At 46.7% G+C, this 22,471-nt stretch carries 16 protein-coding genes; 7 read left to right on the plus strand and 9 right to left on the minus strand.

Features of this window, described 5'->3' with window-relative positions:
* Window positions 1–98 precede the first annotated feature (98 nt).
* The 3 genes from ccoN (at window position 99) to H591_RS0112510 (ending at window position 2,964) form a co-directional block, all read left to right on the plus strand.
* A complete protein-coding gene (ccoN, locus tag H591_RS0112500; protein WP_033421135.1) occupies window positions 99–1,544 on the plus strand; it encodes a cytochrome-c oxidase, cbb3-type subunit I in 1,446 nt (481 codons plus the stop codon).
* Window positions 1,545–1,547: 3 nt separating this feature from the next.
* Complete coding sequence (locus tag H591_RS15440; protein WP_033421136.1) at window positions 1,548–1,742, plus strand: hypothetical protein; 195 nt, start codon at window positions 1,548–1,550, stop codon at window positions 1,740–1,742.
* Window positions 1,743–1,839: 97 nt separating this feature from the next.
* A complete protein-coding gene (locus tag H591_RS0112510) occupies window positions 1,840–2,964 on the plus strand; it encodes an HPP family protein (protein ID WP_022967306.1) in 1,125 nt (374 codons plus the stop codon).
* Here H591_RS0112510 and H591_RS0112515 read toward each other — a convergent pair.
* Complete coding sequence (locus tag H591_RS0112515) at window positions 2,958–3,824, minus strand: LysR family transcriptional regulator (protein WP_022967307.1); 867 nt, start codon at window positions 3,822–3,824, stop codon at window positions 2,958–2,960. The two genes, H591_RS0112510 and H591_RS0112515, sit on opposite strands and share 7 nt — an antisense overlap.
* Window positions 3,825–3,947: 123 nt before the next feature.
* On the opposite strand from H591_RS0112515, the gene H591_RS0112520 reads away from it, so the two are divergent.
* The 4 genes from H591_RS0112520 to H591_RS0112535 all read left to right on the plus strand — a co-directional run bounded on the left by H591_RS0112520 (window position 3,948) and on the right by H591_RS0112535 (window position 8,831).
* Window positions 3,948–5,309, plus strand: coding sequence for a diguanylate cyclase (locus H591_RS0112520; RefSeq protein ID WP_022967308.1), 1,362 nt, complete (start codon window positions 3,948–3,950; stop codon window positions 5,307–5,309).
* Window positions 5,310–5,519: 210 nt separating this feature from the next.
* The gene (locus tag H591_RS0112525; RefSeq protein ID WP_022967310.1) at window positions 5,520–6,149 is read left to right on the plus strand and encodes a thiol:disulfide interchange protein DsbA/DsbL; all 630 of its coding nucleotides are present in this window, start codon (window positions 5,520–5,522) and stop codon (window positions 6,147–6,149) included.
* Between the two features lie 15 nt (window positions 6,150–6,164).
* A complete protein-coding gene (locus tag H591_RS0112530; protein WP_028244419.1) occupies window positions 6,165–7,001 on the plus strand; it encodes an endonuclease/exonuclease/phosphatase family protein in 837 nt (278 codons plus the stop codon).
* Window positions 7,002–7,037: 36 nt separating this feature from the next.
* Window positions 7,038–8,831: a diguanylate cyclase gene (locus tag H591_RS0112535; RefSeq protein ID WP_022967312.1), complete on the plus strand. Its 1,794-nt coding sequence runs from the start codon at window positions 7,038–7,040 to the stop codon at window positions 8,829–8,831.
* 42 nt (window positions 8,832–8,873) lie between these two features.
* Here H591_RS0112535 and H591_RS0112540 read toward each other — a convergent pair whose 3' ends face one another.
* From H591_RS0112540 to pilG, 8 genes are all read right to left on the minus strand, one after another.
* Complete coding sequence (locus H591_RS0112540) at window positions 8,874–9,347, minus strand: chemotaxis protein CheW (protein WP_022967313.1); 474 nt, start codon at window positions 9,345–9,347, stop codon at window positions 8,874–8,876.
* Complete coding sequence (locus H591_RS0112545; RefSeq protein WP_022967314.1) at window positions 9,344–10,408, minus strand: chemotaxis protein CheB; 1,065 nt, start codon at window positions 10,406–10,408, stop codon at window positions 9,344–9,346. The genes H591_RS0112540 and H591_RS0112545 overlap by 4 nt, the downstream gene beginning before the upstream one ends.
* A complete protein-coding gene (locus tag H591_RS0112550) occupies window positions 10,401–17,900 on the minus strand; it encodes an Hpt domain-containing protein (protein ID WP_022967315.1) in 7,500 nt (2,499 codons plus the stop codon). The genes H591_RS0112545 and H591_RS0112550 overlap by 8 nt, the downstream gene beginning before the upstream one ends.
* 22 nt (window positions 17,901–17,922) lie before the next feature.
* Window positions 17,923–18,792, minus strand: a complete 870-nt coding sequence (locus tag H591_RS0112555) for a CheR family methyltransferase (RefSeq protein WP_022967316.1) — start codon at window positions 18,790–18,792, stop codon at window positions 17,923–17,925.
* A gap of 62 nt (window positions 18,793–18,854) precedes the next feature.
* Window positions 18,855–20,906: a methyl-accepting chemotaxis protein gene (locus H591_RS0112560; protein ID WP_022967317.1), complete on the minus strand. Its 2,052-nt coding sequence runs from the start codon at window positions 20,904–20,906 to the stop codon at window positions 18,855–18,857.
* A gap of 117 nt (window positions 20,907–21,023) precedes the next feature.
* Window positions 21,024–21,563: a chemotaxis protein CheW gene (locus tag H591_RS0112565; RefSeq protein WP_022967318.1), complete on the minus strand. Its 540-nt coding sequence runs from the start codon at window positions 21,561–21,563 to the stop codon at window positions 21,024–21,026.
* Between the two features lie 43 nt (window positions 21,564–21,606).
* Complete coding sequence (gene pilH / locus H591_RS0112570) at window positions 21,607–21,972, minus strand: twitching motility response regulator PilH (RefSeq protein ID WP_022967319.1); 366 nt, start codon at window positions 21,970–21,972, stop codon at window positions 21,607–21,609.
* Window positions 21,973–22,028: 56 nt separating this feature from the next.
* Entirely contained in the window at window positions 22,029–22,436 is a 408-nt protein-coding gene (gene pilG, locus H591_RS0112575) for a twitching motility response regulator PilG (RefSeq protein WP_022967320.1), read from the minus strand.
* Window positions 22,437–22,471: the final 35 nt, after the last annotated feature.

Raw genomic sequence — 22,471 nt, forward strand, 5'->3', positions numbered from 1 at the left:
TCATCACAGCAGACATCTTCAACACTTAAGGAGGATGGCGTTGCTCGTTGCTGTTCAAGCTCTTTGCTTAATGCACGAGCACCTGCGCTAAACGTATTATGAACACTGCAACTCAGCAGGCTCAAGCCTACAACTATAAAGTCGTTCGCCAATTCACCATTGCCACCTTAATTTGGGGGCTGATAGGCATGAGTATGGGCGCGTTTATCGCCGCCCAACTGGTCTGGCCAGAACTGAACTTTAATCTTCCTTGGACCAGTTTTGGTCGCATCCGTCCGATTCACACCAACTTGGTGATTTTCGCTTTTGGTGGTTGCGCACTGATCTCCACTTCTTTTTATATTGTCCAGCGCAGCTGTTATGCACGTCTGCCCTCTGACACTGCCGCTAGCCTGTTTTTTTGGGGCTGGCAAGCGATGCTCATTGCCACAGTGATCAGTTATGCGCTCGGCTACACCACCACTAAAGAATATGCAGAGATGGAATGGCCTTTCGCGATTGCCTTGACGGTCCTCTGGGTTACTTATGCCTGGCTGTTTTTTGGCACCATCTTGCAGCGTAAAACCTCACATATTTATGTCGCCAACTGGTTTTATGGGGCGTTTATTATTGTCACTGCGATGGTGCATATCATTAACCACGCAGCGATTCCGGTAACTCTGCTCAAATCCTATCCGCTGTACTCTGGCGCTACTGACGCCATGGTGCAATGGTGGTTTGGTCACAGCGTAGTCGGTTTTATTCTGTCAGTCGGCTTCCTCGGTATGATGTATTACTTCGTACCGAAACAGGTCAATCGTCCGATTTATTCTTATCGTTTATCCATCGTGCACTTCTGGGCGATTATCTCGATCTATATCTGGGCCGGCCCGCACCATTTGCATTACACCGCACTGCCAGACTGGGCACAAAGCCTCGGTATGGCGATGTCAATTATCCTCCTAGCACCAAGCTGGGGTGGGATGATTAACGGCATGATGACCCTGTCTGGCGCTTGGCATAAATTACGCAGCGATCCAATCTTACGCTTCTTAGTCGTGGCTCTGGCTTTTTACGGTATGTCGACTTTTGAAGGTCCGATGATGGCGATCAAAACCGTCAACTCTCTCTCGCACTACACCGACTGGACCATTGGTCACGTGCATGCCGGCGCTTTAGGCTGGGTGGCGATGATCAGTTTCGGCAGCCTCTATCACATGATTCCAAAACTCTGGGACCATGCTGAAATGTACAGCACCCGTTTGATTAACGTGCACTTCTGGTTGGCTACCGCAGGTACAGTAATTTACATCGCGGCGATGTGGGTCAACGGTCTGACTCAAGGTTTAATGTGGCGTGCGATTAACGATGACGGCACGCTGTCTTACTCCTTTGTTGAAGTGCTCGAAGCCTCCCATGCCGGCTATATCGCACGCTTAATTGGCGGCTCATTATTTGTTCTCGGCATGCTGTTGATGGTGGTAAATACCTGGCTGACCTTGCGTCGACCTGCACAGCAGTCCGTCCAACAGCATCTCAATGAAGCACAAACTGCGGAGGTGTAACTGATGCCTATTCTCTTAAGCATTGTTCTTATCGCGGCAGGCTACTGGAGTTTCAAGCACATGAGTCTGTTGGACATGGAGCAAGCTGCCATGCTGCCTTTTGCCGATGATCCAGAAGCGGCAAAACGTGTTGAGCAAGAAACCGGGCGCGCCTGTCTGCCTGAGCACTTAGCCCAGCAAATTGCTTTGCAGGCCTAGTAATAACGGATTACTCACATACCCCTTAACCCTTCAACAACGGCACCTTATGTGCCGTTGTTTTTGTATATCAGCTCTATTATTTGGAACCTTGCACGTGCGCGCTCAATGGATTAAAGCCTTTACCCCGCTGTCCCTTAACATCCCTCCGAAACAATGGTTACGCGCCGCCAGCGGTGCTTTTCTTGGCGTACTGGCATCGGTGTTATGCAGCCATTTTTTCTTTGGTAGTCAGATTGCGATGAGCTTGGCCGCACCCATTGGCGCATCGGCGGTCTTGCTGTTTGTCACCTCGGCCACACCTTTAGCGCACCCTTGGTCGATCTTGGCCGGTAATCTTCTATCAGCGGTCATTGGTGTGTTCTGTGCTTTATACCTTGAAGAAACCGGGTTTAGAGCAGCAGCCGCTGTCAGTTTAGCGATTATCAGCATGCTGGCATTACGCTGCTTGCACCCGCCCAGTTGCGCCGTCGCTTTAGTAGTCACACTCAATCCTAATCTGCATGCATTAGGTTTTGCCGTACTGATTCCAGTGGTCAGCCAAACATTAGTATTGCTGTGTGTTGCCCTAGGCTTTAATAACTTGACCGGAACCGCCTATCCGCGTTTAGCCACTCCTGCGCCAAAAAACATCCATAACACTGCTGATCCGTTGCCGATTGCGCGTACTGGTTTTAACGAAGAGGACTTAGATAAAGCCCTGAATGAGTTTGGTACCTACGTGGATGTGCGCCGTGAAGACTTAGAAGACTTGTTACGCCTGACCGAACAGCACACCTTTAAGCGTCGCACTGAGCATTTAACCGCCGTGTCGATTATGTCCCGTGATTTGCGCACCGGACATCCGGAAATGCCCATTGAAGAAGCATGGATTCGCTTGAAAGAACACCGTTTAAAAGCCTTACCTGTGGTCGATCAACACCGGCGTTTAGTCGGGATTATCACCTTGGTCGATCTACTCAAATATTTTGAACTGGATGCGCCAATCAGCCGTTTCCACCGCCTGCGCTATTTACGCAACAAGCGTCTTAAACACATTATGACTACCCCGGTAATTAGCGTGAATTTTGATACACCATTGGTGGAACTGGTGAGCTTGTTAACTGATCGCGGCCTACACTATATGCCAGTGATTGATGAGCACCGCCAATTGGCTGGGATTATTACTCAAACCGATTTAATTGCCGCGCTTTACCGAGGCTGGCTCTCCCAGGTTCAATAGAGCAAGCGATCTTGGGTTTGCAGCCAGTTAACATCTTCATGCATTAATTGCTTTAACACGCTTAATGCATGTTGCAGAGGCTCACTGGGTTGCGACTCAGCATAGACAATGTAAACAGGCCAAGAAAATTCTGGCGCATGCGCCACGCGCTGTAAGGTGCCTTCAGCAATATGCTGCTCCACGACCCGGGTTCTAAAATAACCACGACCACCTTCTTGCAAAATTGTATGCAAAGCCAGTGGCCCTAGATTACAACGCAAAGCACTGTGCGCGTGCTCCGGCAGCACCGCATCATGTTGCTGGCGAAACAACTCTCCCCAGTCGACATAGATGTAAGGATCTGGCTGTTGCACCGATTGCACTTGCACCAGCTTCTCTTCAAGGATCTGCTCAACCTGCAAACCTGGCCAATAATGCGGCTGATGCATCAGCACAGCATCCAACTCAGCGCTTTCTAGTTTTTTACAAAGAGTGTCGACATCATAAACACTAGCATTCACTGCATAACTGGTCTGCTGTTTAGACAGCTGCATAAACCAGTCTTTCAGTAACGGATTCCACAAACTGGTTTCTGCCGCCAAGCGCACCTGCACTTGTAAGCTCTCGGGAAAAGGCAAAGCGTTACGCGCAGCCTCCCAAGTCTGCAGCAGTTGATGGGCGTAATGGACAAAGTGCTCTCCGTGCACAGTCAAGCTAGCGCCGGCGCGGTTACGTACAAACAGTGGACAATTAAGCTGCGCTTCAAGGTTTTTAACTCGCGCGGTGACTGTGGTCTGAGTCACACACAATTGCTCAGCTGCAGCAATAAAACTACCGCAACGAACAATCACTAAAAATGTGCGAGCAAGTTCTATATCCATAACCGCTTAAACCCATCTGTACTGCAGCAAACTTTTAGTTTACTGGGATTAAATTGCGCAGAATTCTGGCCAATCTGCATCAGAGTCTGCGAACATAGGCAAAATCATACTAGATTCACGATTATGACGCAGATCTCAACTGAACAACTGATTAAAGAATGGCAAGTGTTGCTTGAGAGCACGCCAAAGAGCATTTACCACTGCGCTCAACAGTTAGCGCAGCAGCATGCTCCACAGCTCGCCGAAAGCTTCTACAAGCACATGTTGGAAGACCCGCACGCGGCACAGTTTTTATCCAACGAGCAAGTACAAGAACGGCTCAGTGGCTCGATGCAAAACTGGATCATCACTCTGTTCAGCTTGACTGCTGATGAGGATTTACGCCCGGTGATTGCCCAACAAAAACATATCGGTGACGTGCATGCGCGCATTGATATTCCTGTGCATCTGGTTTTGCGCGGCGCACGGGTATTAAAAGAAACCGTAGCGCGTCTATTAAATGGCCACGCTGAGCAAGCCGAATGCTTAATTTTTACTTCTGCGCTGATCGATATGGCGATGGAGGTTATGAGCCAAGCTTACTCGGCATCCAATGATAAAAACTCCCGCGCAGAAGAGTCTTATCGTTTATTTTCTATTGCGCAAAACTCCGCGCATGAAAAAGATCGCCAGCGTGCAGCTCTGCTCGATTGGGAAAACCAAGTGATGTTCGACATTGCCATGGGACTGCAGTTTAATCAATTGAGCACCTTGGCTGCTTCCGAGTTTGGCTTATGGTTTCGCCACAAAGGCTCACATGCCTTTGAAGGTGCAGATGAAACAGGCTTAATCAGTGCCAGTATTGATCAAATCGATACGGTTATTTTGCCCATGTTTAAACTCGCACAACAACAACCTGAGCAACACCAACAATTGCTGCGTAGTCTGCACGAGCAGGCTCGCAGTATTGCCTACCACTTGGACACTTTGTTTGCGCAAGTCAACGAACTTGAAAGCGGTCGTGATGTGCTCACCCACCTGCTCAATCGTAAATTTTTACCGGTCGTCCTGAGTAAGGAAATCAACTATGCGCGTCAGCATAAGCGTCATTTTTGTATTTTAGTGATCGACGTTGATAACTTTAAGAACATTAATGACAGCCACGGCCATGAAGTCGGCGATATTGTTTTGCAACAACTGGCGGTTTTACTGAGTAATGGCTGTCGTAGCGGTGACTACGTGTTCCGCCAAGGCGGTGAAGAGTTCCTAATGCTGCTGGTCGACATCACTGCAGAAAAAGCAGCCAAAGTAGCGGAAAAATTGCGCCTCTTGATAGAAAAAGAGGAGTTTCGCCTGCCCCATGGTTTGGTACTAAAAATCACTATCAGTATTGGGCTGGCGCAATACAGCGGCCACCCTGATCCACAGAAACTGGTAAACCGCGCCGATGATGCGTTGTACATGGCCAAAGGCCAAGGCCGTAACCGAATCATTGTTGCCGACTGAGCAAAGCTCAAGCAATCGTGTATAACATGCTGACAATTGTTCAACCCGCCAGCTTGCAAGGTTCGTTATAATGCAGCTCAGTTTGATCGAGTCTGCCGATAGCGAGATGATGGCACACCGTGCTTATACGCTGAACTGGCGTACTGCCCAACGGTCTATTACTATGCAGTTAAGATCACTGACCGCTTAATTTTTTATTGGAGTTTGAGAATGCGCAATTTAGTTATGTCTTTTTTATTGGTAGGCGCCAGCCTATTAGGCTCAACCGTGTTTGCGCAAGAGTTGGTTGAAGGTCGTAACTTCATCACTTTAGCCAGCCCAGTGCCAACTGCACAGCCAGAAAAAATCGAAGTGGTGGAGCTGTTCTGGTATGGCTGCCCGCATTGTTACCAATTAGAGTCGACCATTAATCCTTGGGCTGCAGCACTGCCTGAAGATGTTAACTTTGTACGCATCCCAGCCATGTTCGGTGGTATTTGGAATGTTCATGGTCAGCTGTTTTTAACCTTAGAAGCAATGAAAGCCGAAGACAAAATCCATGACAGCATTTTTGATGCATTACACAACTCAGGTCGTAAGTTATCAACAGTAAGCGATATTACTGATTTCGTTGTCAGCCAAGGTGTTGATAAAGAGCAGTTCAGCAAAACCTGGAACTCTTTTAGTGTTAAAAGCCAAATGGAAAAAGCCAAGAAACACGCTCTGGCTTACCAAATTAGTGGTGTTCCAGCGATTGTTGTGAACGGTAAATACCGTTTTGATATCGGTATGGCTGGTGGTTTACAAGAAACTGTCGATGTAGCTGATGCTTTGATACAAAAAGAACGTCAATCAAAATAGGATAATGCCGTGCTGATGCCTCGTCGCTTTAGCAAAGATCGTCCAATTGTTTTATGTGATGCCAACCATAATGCGCTATGCGTACCCGATGCGTTACCACGCAACGAGCAGCGTATTCGTTTATTGAGTTTTAATATTCAAGTTGGCATTAGCACCAGCGCGTATCGTCACTACGTTACGCGCAGCTGGAAACACTTAATTCCGCACCAAGAACGCTACCGCAATCTGGAAAAAATCGGCTTTTTACTCAACGATTTTGACATAGTTGCCTTACAAGAAGCCGATGGCGGCAGTCTCCGCTCAGGCTACATTAACCAAGTACAACAACTGGCGCAGCTCGGTAATTTTCCGTACTGGTACCAGCAACGTAACCGCAACTTGGGTCCTTTTGCCCAGCACAGCAATGGTTTACTGAGCCGCTTGCAGCCCAACAAACTGGAAGATCACCCACTGCCAGGGCCTGCTGGACGCGGTGCAATCTTGGCGAAAATCGGTGACGGTGCGGACGCCATCGCAGTAGTGTCCATGCACCTTGCACTCGGCACACGAGCACGTAATCTCCAATTAGACTATGTCCGTGAGATTGTCAGTGATTATCAGCATGTGGTTTTAATGGGTGACATGAACACTCATGCACATGAGTTACTCAGCAACTCTCCTTTAAGTTCGCTTGACTTACGCGCACCACAAGCCGCGGCAACCTTTCCAAGTTGGAAACCACAACGCTGTCTAGATCACATTCTAATCAGTTCAGAGCTTGAAATTGCTAATATGGCAGTCTTGCCTATACCTATTTCTGACCATTTACCGGTAGCAATGGATATAATACTGCCAAATCTCAATACAATATAAACTTGTCAGCTACTCAAGCAATAAAATGGACTCGATATGTCAAACGATGCGTTGCCATGGAAAAAAAAATATCTTGAGCTGTTAGACAAGCAAGAAAAGAATGAAGTGCTCTATAACGCGCAAGTTGATCTGCTTAAACGCGGGCTGATTCGTAGTAGTTTGGCCGCAGAAGGCAACGATCAGCAACTTGACGATCATCTACAAGTGTTACGCCGGTTGCTGCGCAAAGAAGCCGGTAATGCTGAATTAGAAGCGCAGGTTGAACTACTGGAAAAAGCAGTTTTAAAATCTGAAGAAAAAATCAATCAACGTAAAATCGCAATTAGCACAGTCCTAGTTAGTTTTTCTGAACAGCTGCAAGCTCTGCAGCCTCCTAAAGAAGTTCAACGTGCTTTAAAGGCATTTGAGAAAAATCTAAACTCAAAACTCGCCCAGCCTTACAGCCTTTATCCTTTGCTTGCTGAACTAAAAGAACTTCAACAGAAAACGTTAGAAGCTGCTACGAATAACACGTTAACATCTCCAGCACCACAAGGATTTTTAGCACGTTTGTTCAAGATTAGAGAGCAGACAGTGAACCTTGATGTAGAAGAGCCAGTCTCAGAGCATCCTAAAGATCTTGTTGAAAAACATACCGAGACACTCAGTTCAACTATAGACACTGTAGAGGACGAACAATTATCGTCTTTACAGCCACTAGAGAAAAACATAGTCGCCAGCACAGAAGACAATGATCTGTTTTCTTTGCCGCAAATGCTTGAGCCCACTTATAGCTCAGTAGCCCAGCATATCCATGACACACTCATTTCGTTGATGAATGACTTACCTTTCACCAGCCAACATGAGCAGCAAGTCTTAGAGCTACGATCACGAATTGATGGCGGACTAAATTGGTACGAACTCGCCCCATTATTAGATGAACTGTCTATTATTATTTTAGACATTGCTAATGGCGGCAAGAATGAATTAGAACAGTATCTGCTGCAGCTCAATAATCGTTTAGCGGCATTTCATGAGAACCTACAGGCCACTTCTGCTGGTTACCAAGCTTCGGCAGCTGACGCGCAAGCCCTCAATGAAGATTTACGCAAGCATGTCAGTAATATTCATAGCGATGTACAGACATCAAACGATTTAAATGATTTAAAAACGCTTGTTGAAACACGACTCGATAGTTTTATTGTTAGTTTGCAAACCTATCAAGAAAAGAGAACACACAGCGAGTCTGACATTCTTGCGCGCTTTCAAGCCTTGGTTCAACATTCACAACAAATGGAGCATGAAGCACAACAGTTGTCGATCAAACTTGAAGAGCAACGTCAAAAAGCCTTACTGGATCCCTTGACAGGAATAGCCAACAGAGCAGCTTTGAATGAGCGCTCGGAACTAGAATACGCACGCATTAAACGCAATGACAGCTCACTTTTATTAACCATTATTGATATTGACCATTTCAAACGTATCAATGACGACTATGGTCACTTGGCCGGTGATAAAGTTCTAAAAATCATTGCTCAAGAGTTAAGTAAGCGTTTAAGAAAAACTGATTTCATCGCTCGCTTTGGCGGTGAAGAATACGTCATATTACTGCCGGAAACTCCGCTGGCAGAAGGTAAAAAACTGATCGAGAAATTACGTTTAGTCATTGAAGCCTGCCCTTTCCACTTTAGAGGAGAGCCAGTCACCATTACCTTTTCTGCAGGAGTCGGGAAAATATCTCCACAAGAAAGTCTCGAAGATGCGTTTGAACGCATTGACCAAGCATTGTATGCAGCCAAAAAAGCCGGACGCAATACCATCATTGTATCTGAGCTAAAAAACCAAGATTAAGCCGCTGATTTGACTTAGCTTTGGCGCTCATAGAAATAGGAGTTAAATCAAATCAAGATCTGCTAATTTTTGCTCAAGCCCTGCCAAGTCTGGAATTTTTGCAACTTCACCATCAATACTTACCGCATCTAGCTCTAAAGCTTGTAACGGCTCATCGGCTAAGCGTTGCAGACTGTGATCAATACGCACCGAGCGCGGAATACCTTTAATCAGAAGCGCAAAAAAACGAAACTTCGGGCGCCCTCCAATCGCATTAATGATAACAACTCGCGCATTATCTAAGTTGGCAGGTACGTCACTTGCAGCCGCTTCAAATGATAAGAGCGGCAAGCTTAGATCACGCCAAGCAATCTGGCCAAGCAACCAATTTGGTGAGTTTTCAGCAGGCTGCACATTCCGATAGGCCACCAACTCTGCAACTGCAGTGTTAGGCAGCAACAGTAATCGATCACTCAACGTCAGCAGTAAACCAGTGATTTGGGCAACTGTCTGTTCTGTAGCAACTGCTTGCGTCATAATATTTTCCTTTCAATGTCATCATTATGTTGAGAATGCTGGTTTGAAACATATTGTACTAATGCTTGAGCTAAGCCCTTTGGTGTGGCGCTCAAAGAGCTAAAACCTGCGCTTCGAATGCTATCTGGCATACTCGAACAAGCACAACTATCAGCATTTTGCGTCCACACGGGCGCACCTTGTTGCTGTACATATTCAGCTGCAAAACTACCGTCACTACCCATCCCACTAAAAATAATCACACCGCAGTTCTTGCCATAATGCTGCGCTAAGTTACACATCATTTGCTCGATAGAAGGACTATAAGGCCCCTCCCAGGGTGTTTCGAGGGCTTGCATACTGCCATCAGTAGAAAATTTTAACTCATGCTGAATCGGCGCAATAACCACCTCCCCTTCACGGACACAAGGATGTTCGCTGAAGAGCCGCACTGACCATTCACTATGGCGACCGACAGCTTGGGGTAAACTGCTCTCAAAGTGTGGATCAATATGCTGTGCATAGATAAAACCTAAAGGTAAACCCTTTGGCAGCACATCTAAAAATGCTTTTATCGCTTGCGGGCCACCCATCGATGCAGCTAATAGCCAAACATATTTAGCTTGCTGCCCGGGCACTGCAGAATTGTTTGCAAAACATTGCGGCAACTCAATCGGCTGTTCTGCTATAGCGTTTTTCATAGCGACTAGCGGCACTTCATTGATAGCTTGCACGACACCCAAGTGCCGAGTTAAATGCATGATTTTATTCAGTAAACTCCGCTCCCAACGCGGATATTCTTCAGAGCTACGCTCAGGAGCAGAGCCTTCGCCAAACAATACTGGAACGGTTGCCTCGCCTAAAAAATAATCCAAGACAATGCAGTCATCGTCGTTTGCAGAGGCCATACCATACAGCCATAAATCAGTTTCGCAGGTCTGTAATACATCAAGATCTAAGTGTTGCGGATCACTATTGAGAACAACTTGATAACCTTGTTTTAGTAAAAACTGTTGCAAAATATGCCGTTGCAGCGAGGTATCCGCTACAACAGCAACTCGAATCACTGCAAAGTTAGTCATCGCTCTTAATCAATTTATGAATTGCTTCAAGCAAGACAGTCTCTTGATAAGGCTTTCCTAGGTAGTCGTTAACTCCAATTGCCATTGCACGCTCACGGTGTTTTTCACCGGTACGCGAAGTAATCATGATGATTGGTAAATCTTTCAAGAACTCATCATGACGTACCAGAGTTGCAACCTCAAAACCATCCATGCGCGGCATCTCAATATCGAGCAACATAATGTCTGGTTTAGTTTCTTGCAGCTGCGCAATCGCATCCATTCCGTCTTTAGCGGTCAGCACGTTCATACCGTGGCGTTCAAGCAGACGTGTTGTCACCTTGCGCACTGTCACAGAATCATCCACCACCATCACTAAGGTAGCCACACGCTTGTCAGACTCCACTGCTGACAGAAGGGTCATATCGGATGCGCCTTTCACACCCTTACGAGTGTAATCGGTACGAATCATTGCCAATAAGTCGAGAATAACAACTACGCGACCATCTCCGAGAATGGTAGCCCCAGAAATACCATGTACGTTGGCAAATTGTGGTCCCATGCTTTTTACCACGATCTCACGCGAACCGGCGAGCACATCGACTTGCACAGCAACCGCGTATTCGTTCGAACGGACTAAAATAACGGGCAGAGGCAGCGTCTGTCCGACCAACTTTGGATGCTGGCCATTATTGAGCAGGTCTCCGACGTATTTCAGTTCGTAGCTTTGTCCTGCATATTCAAAGCTTGCTGGCTTACCTTCATCACGCTCTTGCTCATACAGTGCTTCAAGCTCATAAGGTGAAATACGTACGATCCCTTCAATGGTATTCAATGGAATCGCATAGGAATCTTCACCTGCCATTACCATCAGTGCGCGGTTAACCGATACGGTAAAGGGTAGACGAATATAGAACGTAGTCCCCTTATCTAGCGTCGAATCAATGCTGATCGAGCCACCGATTTTCTTAATCTCAGCACTCACAACATCCATGCCGACGCCACGTCCAGAAATCTGCGTAACCTGGCCTGCAGTTGAAAAACCTGCATGCAAAATAAACTGCATAATCTCTTGATCAGTCAACGACGCATCACTGGTCATTAAACCGCGTTCGATAGCTTTATTGCGTACCGCGTCTAGATTGATACCTGCACCATCATCAGACAGTACCAGTAAAATATCAGCACCTTCACGAGTCAGCTCTAAACGAATCGTACCTGTGGCAGGTTTGTCCAGTGCTTGGCGTTGTTCTGCTGACTCAATACCATGGTCAACGGCGTTACGCAGCATATGCTCAAGTGGCGCCAACATGCGCTCAAGCACAGTACGGTCAACCTCGCCCTCGGCGTTAGCAACAACAAACTCGACCTTTTTTCCTAACTCACCAGATACTTGGCGTACTACACGACGTAAACGCGGTAATAAACGGTCGAAGGGCACCATCCGCGTGCGCATAAGACCTTCTTGCAGTTCAGTGTTAACACGCGCCTGCTGCAGTAATAATGTCTCTGCATCACGGTTACGCACCGCCAAGGTTTCTTTGAGGTCCAATAAATCCGAAGAAGATTCAAATAGAGCGCGCGATAATTGCTGCAGCTGTGAATAGCGATCCATTTCCAGCGGGTCAAAATCTTCGTAACCTGCTTTCTCTGTTTCAGCTTGGTAGCGGCTTAAAATTTGCGCTTGGGTCTCAGTGTCGAGACGACGTAACTGATCACGGACACGATCAATCGTCGCCTCCATCTCACCTAACGTAAAACCAAAGTCACTGACTTGCTGTTCAACTCGACCACGGAAAATAGAAGTTTCACCGGCTAAGTTAACCAGACCTTCCAGTAATTCAGCCGGCACTCGCACTTGCTCTTGCGGTGCGCGCTGAGCACTACTCTCCGCCGCCTGTAATTGCGCTTTTTCAACAAAAGGCAGTACTTTATTATCAACCGTTTTGCGACCTACTTCGCTGATTGCAACGATCGGCTGAGCAAGCTGTAGAGCTTTGCTTTCTTCAATCTCTGTTTGCTCAGGCTGAACAAGCAGTTGTGCCAGTAAATGCTCTGGCAATGTTTGGCGGATTTTTGCTACTTCAGCCAGCAGCTGTTGGTAAGCAGTGTGGAAATGACTGCGCAAATTTTCAGGCCATGGCTGACCTTGCTGTGAAGCAGCTAAGAGCTCGCTTTCTAACTCATGGCTAATGTTACCAATATTTTGCGCTTCAGCTAAACGAGCTCCGCCTTTTAATGTGTTCAAAACACGCAACGCATCTTTAACCGCTTGTTCAGATTGTGGAGCGTTATCAAAAGCAGTCAGCGCTGTGCTTAACTCAGTTAAAAGCTCATCCGCTTCAATAATGAAGATGCTTGACACTTCGTCGTTTTTTTCTTGTGCGCTCTCGTGAGCTGCCTGCACCTGAAGGCTAGTCGGCACTTCAAGCTGCTCACTTTTATTAGTGCGCATGTTTTTGATCTGAATAATCAGCGCTTGCCCATCGGGTAACTCTTTATAATCACGCACAGCTTCTAGCATGATAGCGAGTGCATCGTGACTGTCTTGCAACAGGTTAAAGATCGGACTGCCAACGTTGAACTTACCAGCACTTAAATCTTCGTACAAAAACTCAAGTTCATGGGCTAAATCCCCAATCTCAGGAATTTCTGCCATACGCGCACCACCTTTAAGTGTATGCAAGTCGCGCTGCAAGGTTTCCAACTCTAAAGTATTATCAGTCTGCTTAACCCAGCGCAATAAAGCCGCTGTCGCGCTCTCAATTATTTCAAAACCTTCCTCTAGGAAAATTTCGACGAGTTCAGGATCACGTAAATCATGCGTTGAAATGACTGTCTCAGACTCAGGCTCATCTTCTATGCTAGAAACTTGCGGCTCCACTGACTCTGCATCAGGCAGCACTAAGCTTTCTTCAAGCTCATCATCGAAGTTATCAAGTGTAAAAGACTCTGTATTCTCTGCAGCAGCACGAGGAAAATCACTCTCAACACTCTCGTCATTCAGTTCTTTTTCTAACTCAACCACATCCCAAGCTGTATTCGCAGGAACAGCAGTTTCAAGTTTGGTAGCACTAATGTCCTGACCCGTAGCCTCAGAAATCTCTATATCTGCTTGGTATTCAAGCGTATCAACTGTCTGGATGAGCGGCGCAGTTTCTCCTCGGCGAAAAGCTTTCATGCTCTCAATCAAAGCTACGGGCTGCTGCATTGGCTGACGTGCTTGAAGCTGATCAAGTAATACTGCAAGACGATCATGGCCGCGCAACAACATATCGCCAAGCTCATCACTATGCGAATAACGACCGTCTAATAAGCCTTCGTACAATGACTCTATCTCATGGGCTAAGTCACCGATTGGCTTAATCTCAGCCATTCGCGCACCACCCTTGAGGGTGTGTAAGTCACGCAATAAAGCAGACATCACATTACTTTGTGGAGATGCAAGCCATGCCTCCAAAGACTCACCAGCACTTTCTAATAAGTCCATAGCCTCTTCGAGGAAGATTTCAACCATCTCTTCATCTAAACAAGAAACACTAAAAACCTCATCCGCTGAAGGTTCTGGCACAGTTTCAAGGACTGTTAAAATTTCTTCAGTCTCGTTGGTTTTAGCTGTATCTGACTCAAACTCAACTGGCTCTTGCGGTGTAGACTCAACACCAGAAAACTCTAATGCAAGATCAGCATCGGATTCAAAATCTTCGTCAAACAAAGGTTCCAAATCAGTTTCTAACACTGTAGAAATGCTGTCATTAGCGTCGGCAATGACCGGCTCAAATACCAAAGTATCAGGCAATTCGGAGGACTGCAGTTCCTCAGCCATTAACTCATACAGAGCATCAATGCACTCTTGCTGCGGCTCAACTTGTAGGCCAGCAGCAACCTGATCCATCATATTAATCAGTGCATCATGGGCTTTTTTAGCTTGGGCAAAAAAGCGCTCTTCTGTTAATAAGCGACCGTTTTCAACCGCTTGGTACATCTCTAATAAAGCGTTGCAAATATCTTCAACTTGCGGCAATTCTGCCTGCTCAGCACTGTGGCCAAGTCGCACTAACTCATCCAGCAGTGCTGCAAGCTCCTGACGCTGAGTTGGATGCTTTTGCCAATCCTGCAATTGCTCGTCCATATCCAGCAAAATATCCATACCTTCAGAAAGGAAAGTAGAGATAATTTTCGGATCACGGGCACCTTTTGGATCACCATTTTTAAGATCTTCCGCATGAGCTAAACGCGCATGCATGACCTGCTCCAGCTTCTCAATAAATGCTGCTGAGCCCTCAATCTCTTTTAACGGTGTAGTTGTTAGTTGATCAATACCGATGCGCAGTAGCTGTTCTGCTTCGCTGAGCAATAAAGCCTCATTGAACTCAACAGCCAATAAATTTGCTTGGTATTCTTTGGCGAGCTTTTCCAACACACTAGCGATATGCGCAATCGGCAAAATACCTGCCATAAAGGCACTGCCTTTCAGGGTATGCAGTGCACGCTGCAAATCATCGCTGATAGTTTTTGGCAACTGTTGCGCGCAATCTGCTAAGAAGCCTACCAGTGTCTGCAAGTGAGCTTGAGCTTCATTGTGAAAGATATCCAATAACACCGGATCAATACTTTCATTATTCTCAAGCATTTCTACAGAGAGCAAAACATCTGCCTCGGCAGCAACGTCCTGTTCAGGTAACTCAAGGTTTATCTCAAGTGCGTCTTCTTCTGCCAAATCGCTAAAATCGTCGCTAGCATCCCAATCAGGTATATCAGAGACTGCAGTTGCAGTAGAAAAATTAGGTAGGGGCTCTTTACGGGCTAACGCATGGGCTATTGCAGCGAGCTGATCAACATCATCACGTTGACGCTGCTGTTGCTCAGCGTATTCGACGACCAACTCTGGGAACAAGGTAATAACATCGGCAATCACCTGCAGCAAAGGTTCGCTAACTTCAACGCTGCCTTCAATCACACGGTTGAGCATATTTTCGATCGACCAAGCCAGTTCCCCTGCTACTAGCGCGCGCACCATACGGCCACTGCCTTTGAGCGTATGGAAGGCCCGACGGACTTCGGTCAACGCTTCTTGATCATCCTGATTGGCACGCCATTTCGGATAAAACTCATTCAGCGTTTCTAAAACCTCTTCTGCTTCCTCAACGAAAACCTCTTGTAACTCTTCATCAATCGGTTCTTCGTCTGCAGGTGGCGGCAAAATACTTGGTGGAACATCGGTTGCTGGAGGGTTCACCCGCGCAACAGAGCTTGACATGACGTCTTGCAACGATAGCTCCGCTGGCTCATGTTCGCTAGCCTCAGCAATAATAATCTGCGGTAGTTCAACATCTGGGATATCAGAGAGATCAAGCGTTTGCGGCTGACTAGCAGGCAAAGCTGGCTCTGACTCTTTCGACTCGCTTAACTCTAACTCTGCCTCTGCAGAAATCTCTACTGCATTAATCTCTGGAGCCAGATCGATAACAAAATCAGCCTCCGCATCAGTTGTCGCCTCAGTGGCAAGCAAGTGAACGTCTTCAGTCGTAAATAACGGTTCTACAGGGACAAAATCATTCTCTACAATTTCGAGTTCAATATCATCCACAAACGCTGGTAGATCAACAGCATCACCACTAGCAATAAAACTATCACTGGCAAATGTCGGTAATGCTTCAGTTTCAACAGCCTGATGAGCAATGCTATCTGCCTCGGTATCCAGAGCAATAGTACTCCAGTCTGTCTCTGCTAACGGCTCATGCTCAGCGGTCTCGACTTCAAGCGTATCAGCAACATCCTGCTCTGATTCGAGCTCTAGCACATCATCGCTTGCAACAGTTAACGGCAAATACGGAGAATAGCCAAGACTGGTTAAGCTCTCTTCAGCAACATCAAGAATTGTCTCACCTTGACTGGCATGGTCTTCAACCAGACGCTCTAAATAATACTCAACACTGGTAATCGCATCGGCCAGAGTATCGAGATTCTGCCAGTTGGGGATCATTTTTTGTTCAAACAACTGCTCTTCGATATAACGCCGGCAGGTTTCAACTAAAGCAGCAGCGCGTTCCAATGGAATCATAACTAAACCGCCACGCACTTGATTTAACAAGTATGGCACTTTAGCTAAATGCTCGTGATTCCATTGCGAAGCAATAAATTCGATAATGCCATCTTTGGCATGCTCTAAACCGGTACGCGCTTCTTTAATAACCAGACGATGAATCTGCCTAACATCGGTGGTTGGCATCAGATTCTGTTCATTTTTTATATCATCTGATGAGCCAGCCATACCCGTTAGCGTAGCTTCGATATACAAAAGTGCGCCAGCGACATCCATCAATACCGCTTCTGACGGTTCTGTGCTGCCATTTACTAGCGAGGCAACCACTTCGATTTGATCTAATACCACTTTACGTGGCTGGGCAAAACCGAGCACTGCTAAAGTATCGGCAATTTGTTTCAGTGGAATTTGTAGGGCGCTCAGTTCATCGAGCTTGCTACGATCACTGCGCACAAATAAATCTAAATTATCTTTAATGCGCACCAACTCTTCACATAAAGCAGCGACCACAGAGCGCATTGCTCCCCGATCTGGACCGGCCATACGAGCACGTTCTTCGTCCAGTAACAACTCATTGGGTAACGCTTCATCGAGACGGTACTGTTCATGCAAACGCTGCAAACGTTCAGAGTTCGCTTGTGCTTTAGCGACATAAAAAAGAATATTTTTAATCAGTTCGATCGACGCCGGCTGATTGAGCCCAGGAGCTTGTTCAGCCACTAAACGCCGCAGCTCACGATCAACTTGGCGTAATAATGTACGCACCGATGCACCGGCTTCAACACTGCCGTTAGCCAAGCCATCAACCAAGCCAGCAGATACTTGCCACAACGTTTCTAGCGGTGCATCTTTACTCAGCGTTTCAAGGCGCGCAAATACGCGAGCCATGTAGCCTAAGTTCGTTGGTAAATCTTGCCCACGCAGCACACCAACTAGCGCAACCTGAAGCATTTGGCGCAGCTTTCTTAGCAACAAAGGCAGTGCTGGCACACTCAACTCTTGCAAACGCGCAGCGCTCAGCGGCTCTGCTTTAGCCTGAAACGTTGGAGTAAACAAACTCGTTTCAGAAAGCAGCTTCTCACCGCGCGCCGCACGCAAATCATTGAGTAGCGGTAAAACAACCATGGGTAAATCACGACGCGCAGTTTGAATGCGATCTAAATACAAAGGCAGCTGCAAAATAGCCTGCATCATCACTTCGAGTGACTCTGCTAAGTTATTGACGCGATTCTCCAACAAAGCTTGCGCCAACTGCTCCATTTCTTCAGCAAGCAAAGCTGCGCCAAAGAACTCAACCATTTGCAAGGTGCCGTGGACCTGGTGCACATAGGTTAAGCAAAAACGCAGTCGTGTTGAATCCTCAGGATTCTCCACAAACTCTTCCAGTGCGTGACGCGCCTGTTTTAGGGTTTCTGCAATTTCGCCTTTAACCCATTCCAGGGCGACATAATCGTGCCGATCACCCATAACTACTCCGCTCATATCCATGCTACCCCTTACGGGTAAAAGCCAAAACGCGTTCATCGGCAACAGGCTCTAAATCAGGGTGCTGCCATCCAGCAACTTCACCCACACCTATGACCAACATTCCGCCCGGCGCTAACCGAGCCACTAAACGATTAAGTATTTCGCGTCGCTGCCAGCGGCGGAAATAGATCAACACGTTTTGACAAAAAATAACGTCCATACCAAAAATGGGCGCATGCGCCAAATCCAGCATATTTAATCTAGTAAAACATGAGCGTTTCACTAGTCGATCTACTACTCGATATAATCCATCCGACTGCATCGTAAAGTATCGTTCAAGCAGTTCAACAGGTACACGATCCAAGCGTTTCGGATCATATTTAGCCTGGCGGCCTTTGCGTAAAGCGCTATGACTGATATCCGTTGCAATTACACCAAACTCAACAGACTTATTCTTATTCGCTGTACGAATGGCTTCAGCGGCACAAATCGCTAATGACCAGACTTCCTCACCGCTTGAGCAGCCAACACTCCACAAGGATAAAGGTTTACCAGTTTGGTCATTTGCGATTTTGTTGACAAGGAAATCGGTCACTACTTCGAAAGATGCCGCATGTCTAAAGAACTGTGTTTCTTGAACGGCTAAACGATCCAGCAGCACTACCCATTCAACAGCGCCACAGGCACCATCGGTTACTTTCTGGTAGTAACTTGAATAATCAGACACACCTAATTCACGCATCCGCGCTGTTAGATTAACTTGCAAAAACATTCGCCGTTGCTCGCTCACAACCATTCCTGAGCGAGTTTCTAGCAAGCTTTGCCAGTCATTGAACTCATCTTCTGTCATTTCTGCTAAAGGCTGTAAAGCCCAAGCGCTGCCAGATTGCATGATGTGCCCTTTTCTAATTATTCTGACGGGGGCAGTTACCTATAAATAACTGCCCGATCTCGTTAGGCTTGCTCTTGATTGCCATCTGGCAAGGTAAAGCCAGACACAGACTCACGCATCTCACTGGCCATCTTCGCCAAAGTACCAATGCTTTGTGCTGTTGCTGTCGTACCCGCAGATGTTTGCGAAGTAATCTCTTGAATAACGTTCATCGTGCTGGAAATATGACCGGCTGACGATGCTTGCTGGCGTGCAGCGTTGGAAATGTTCTGAATCAAAGCCGCGAGGGATTTTGATACTTTCTCAATTTCTTCCAGCGAGACACCCGCATCCTGTGCCAGACGCGCACCACGTACAACCTCTGTGGTGGTTTGTTCCATCGAAATAACCGCTTCGTTGGTATCCGCCTGAATCGTTTTAACCAGTGCTTCAATCTGCTTAGTTGCTGATGATGAACGCTCAGCCAGACGCTGAACCTCATCGGCAACCACGGCGAAGCCTCGACCTGCGTCACCAGCCATCGAAGCCTGAATCGCAGCGTTAAGAGCCAGAATGTTAGTTTGGTCAGCAATATCGTTAATCAAACTTACGATGTCACCAATCTCTTGCGATGACTCACCGAGACGCTTAATACGTTTCGAAGTGTCTTGAATCTGCTCACGAATGCTGTCCATACCAGTAATAGTATTGTGTACAACTTCGTTACCTTTGTTAGCGATCGATACCGACCGCTCAGCAACCGCAGATGATTCGGCGGCGTTAGCAGATACTTGGTCAATCGACACAGCCATTTCGTTAATCGCCGCTGATGCTCCAGCAATTTCTTGTGCTTGGTGCTCAGATGCTTCCGCCAAGTGCATCGCAGTTGACTGCGTTTCTTGGGCAGCTGCAGATACCTGTACGGCAGTGGCGTTAATAGTTCCAACCAGCTCACGGAGTTGGTCAATGGTGTAGTTAATGGAGTCAGCAATCGCACCGGTAAAGTCTTCGGTTACTGTTGCTTCTGCAGTCAAGTCACCGTCTGCTAAGTCACCAATTTCATCAAGTAAGCGTAAAATAGCGGTTTGGTTACGCTCGTTCTTTTCCGCAGTTTCAGCAAGACGAATACGCGTTTCACGCATGCTCACTAAACCAATCAAAATAATTGAAGCCAGTGCCAAAGCACCCAACACATAACCAATCAATGTATTGATTACACGCCCCGTAGCGCGCTGTTCAAAACCTGCGGCCAGTACCGATGCTTTGTCTAAGAGAGTCTGCGAAACAGTAAAGATACCGTTAGCGGCCTCACGCACCTGGAACAACTCTGGTGAAGTTTCCAAGATCTCATCAACAGAACCAGAAACAAACTCAAATAACTCAGCGATTTCAGTCAAACGCTCTAACGCTTCTTCGTCAGTCACCTGACTGATTTCCATTGCTGCGTTACCTTCCAGCATTGCAGTTAGAACACGACCAAACAGACTTGCGTCTCGGCCAAACATGTCAGCAGCCAGTACCGAGTCCTCATCACCGACTAGTACTTTGTTAGCCGAACCAATGATTCGCTCTGCCAGCAATGATTGACGCTGAGCAACAGAAACCTGGGCTGCAGGGGCACCACTTTGCAGAAGAATATCTACAACCTCTTCATACTCAACCTGTAACTGCGGAATCGTTTCGGCCAAAGTCGCAGCAACTTCGTGCAGAGACAGTACCGTTTGCTCACTATCAATAATCGCACCAGCGTTTTCGCGCAGGCTGTTCCAGTCTTCAGCCACTGCACTCATTTCAGCCGATAAGCTTTCTGGTGCTGGCGGGACATCATTTTCAACATCACCATCAACCAAGTATCCCCAGCGGGTTTCAAAGTCATTACGGGCATCTTTGAGTAAGGCGAAAGCCTCTGCTTTACCCGCGGCGGCTTCCGTAGCGTTTTTCGCAATACGCTGCGACAGTACGCGTAGCTCACCAGCTTGAGTGATGTACTCTTTGTCATAGTTTGACTGAGTATTAATGTACGCAAAGTTTACGAACAGCAGCACAACTGATACGACCAGAATCGCAAAGAGCGCGCCAATCAGTACGTTACTGCGTAAACCGGAGAGAAAGTGAATCCCACTTTGTTTTTTCATTATTTGGCCCCCGCCTGGACCCGTAGAACTTAATGTGTCCAATAACACTCAAGAGCCAGTTTTAACTGACCCAACCGAAAATGGTAACTGTAGCGCTGCAAGCTTTCGCTTAATGCACTAAGCCACCACATCTAAAAAATCATTATCTTGCGCTAAAGCATGCGGACTAAAAACCAACCATGTTTCTTCGTCACGCACAAAAACACCATGCACAAAAGGCACAATATCGGCGCTAATTTTTGGCAACACTTCAGTAAAAGAGTCAACTGCAAAATGCTGCATACCAAATACGGCATCAACAGTCAGCCCAGCAAACACATCGCCATACTCAACCACCAGCAACCGTCGTAATTTTTTCGAACCAGACAACTCCGTGCCGAAAAAACCACAAAGATCCATAACAGGCAGTAAGCGCCCACGCACGTTCGCAACACCTCTAACCCAGCTTTTCACACCAGGCAGCATTGTATAGCGTGGCTCATGCAGCACTTCATCGACTTCGCCCATTGGTGCAACAAAATGCTGCTCGCCAATACGAAAACCAATACCACTCCAGGTTTGTGCAACTTCCTGCTGGGCAGGCAAACCATCTGCCTGTCCACGACACAGTGCATCTAAACCTAAAAGTAACTCATAGGGAGTTTGTCTGTCTGTCATCTAGCAACCCTATTATTATTAGTTTTATAAAATACAATAGCGCTTAGCCCGCTAAAACTGCATTAAGGGTTTTAATCAATGTTGCTTCATCAACAGGCTTAGTTAAGTAATCCTTAGCCCCTTGACGTTTGCCCCACACCCGATCAGTCTCCTGATCCTTGGTTGTCACAATAATGACTGGGATATTTTGTGTTTCTGGACTTTTAGTCAACTGGCGCGTGGCTTGAAAGCCATTTAAACCAGGCATCACAATATCCATTAAGACGACATCAGGTTTCTCTTGCTTCGCTAGGGCAACACCATCTGCACCATTCTCAGCTTTGTACACTTGATGCCCATTCTTTTCTAGCATTGCTGCCAACTTATACATCTCAGTTGGCGAATCATCAACAATTAAAATACGAGCCATGATCTTCCCCATACATAAACAATACAGCCAGCACCTGTCTTACTTCTTAAGCAAATTTAAGAAGCGCTCTCTACAGGAGTAAAGGCTGGCACATGCGTTTTAATTGCACCAATCAGCTCTTCTTTGCTGAACGGTTTTGTTAAATACTGGTCAGAACCAACAATGCGGCCCTTGGCTTTATCAAACAACCCATCTTTCGAAGAAAGCATAATCACTGGTGTTGATCGAAAAGCAGTATTATTTTTGATCAGCGCACAGGTTTGATAGCCATCCAAACGCGGCATCATAATATCAACAAAGATAATATCAGGATGTGTATCCGCAATCTTAGCCAACGCATCAAAACCGTCAACAGCAGTGATCACTTCACAACCAACTTTTTTCAGCAAGGTTTCTGCAGTCCGACGAATCGTCTTCGAATCGTCGATAACCATGACCTTTAAGCCTTCAGATTTCTGTTCCATCTTCGCCCTACCATCGTCGGTGAGTCGTTATTTTT

It is taken from the genome of Denitrificimonas caeni DSM 24390 (assembly GCF_000421765.1).
Taxonomy (GTDB): domain Bacteria; phylum Pseudomonadota; class Gammaproteobacteria; order Pseudomonadales; family Pseudomonadaceae; genus Denitrificimonas; species Denitrificimonas caeni.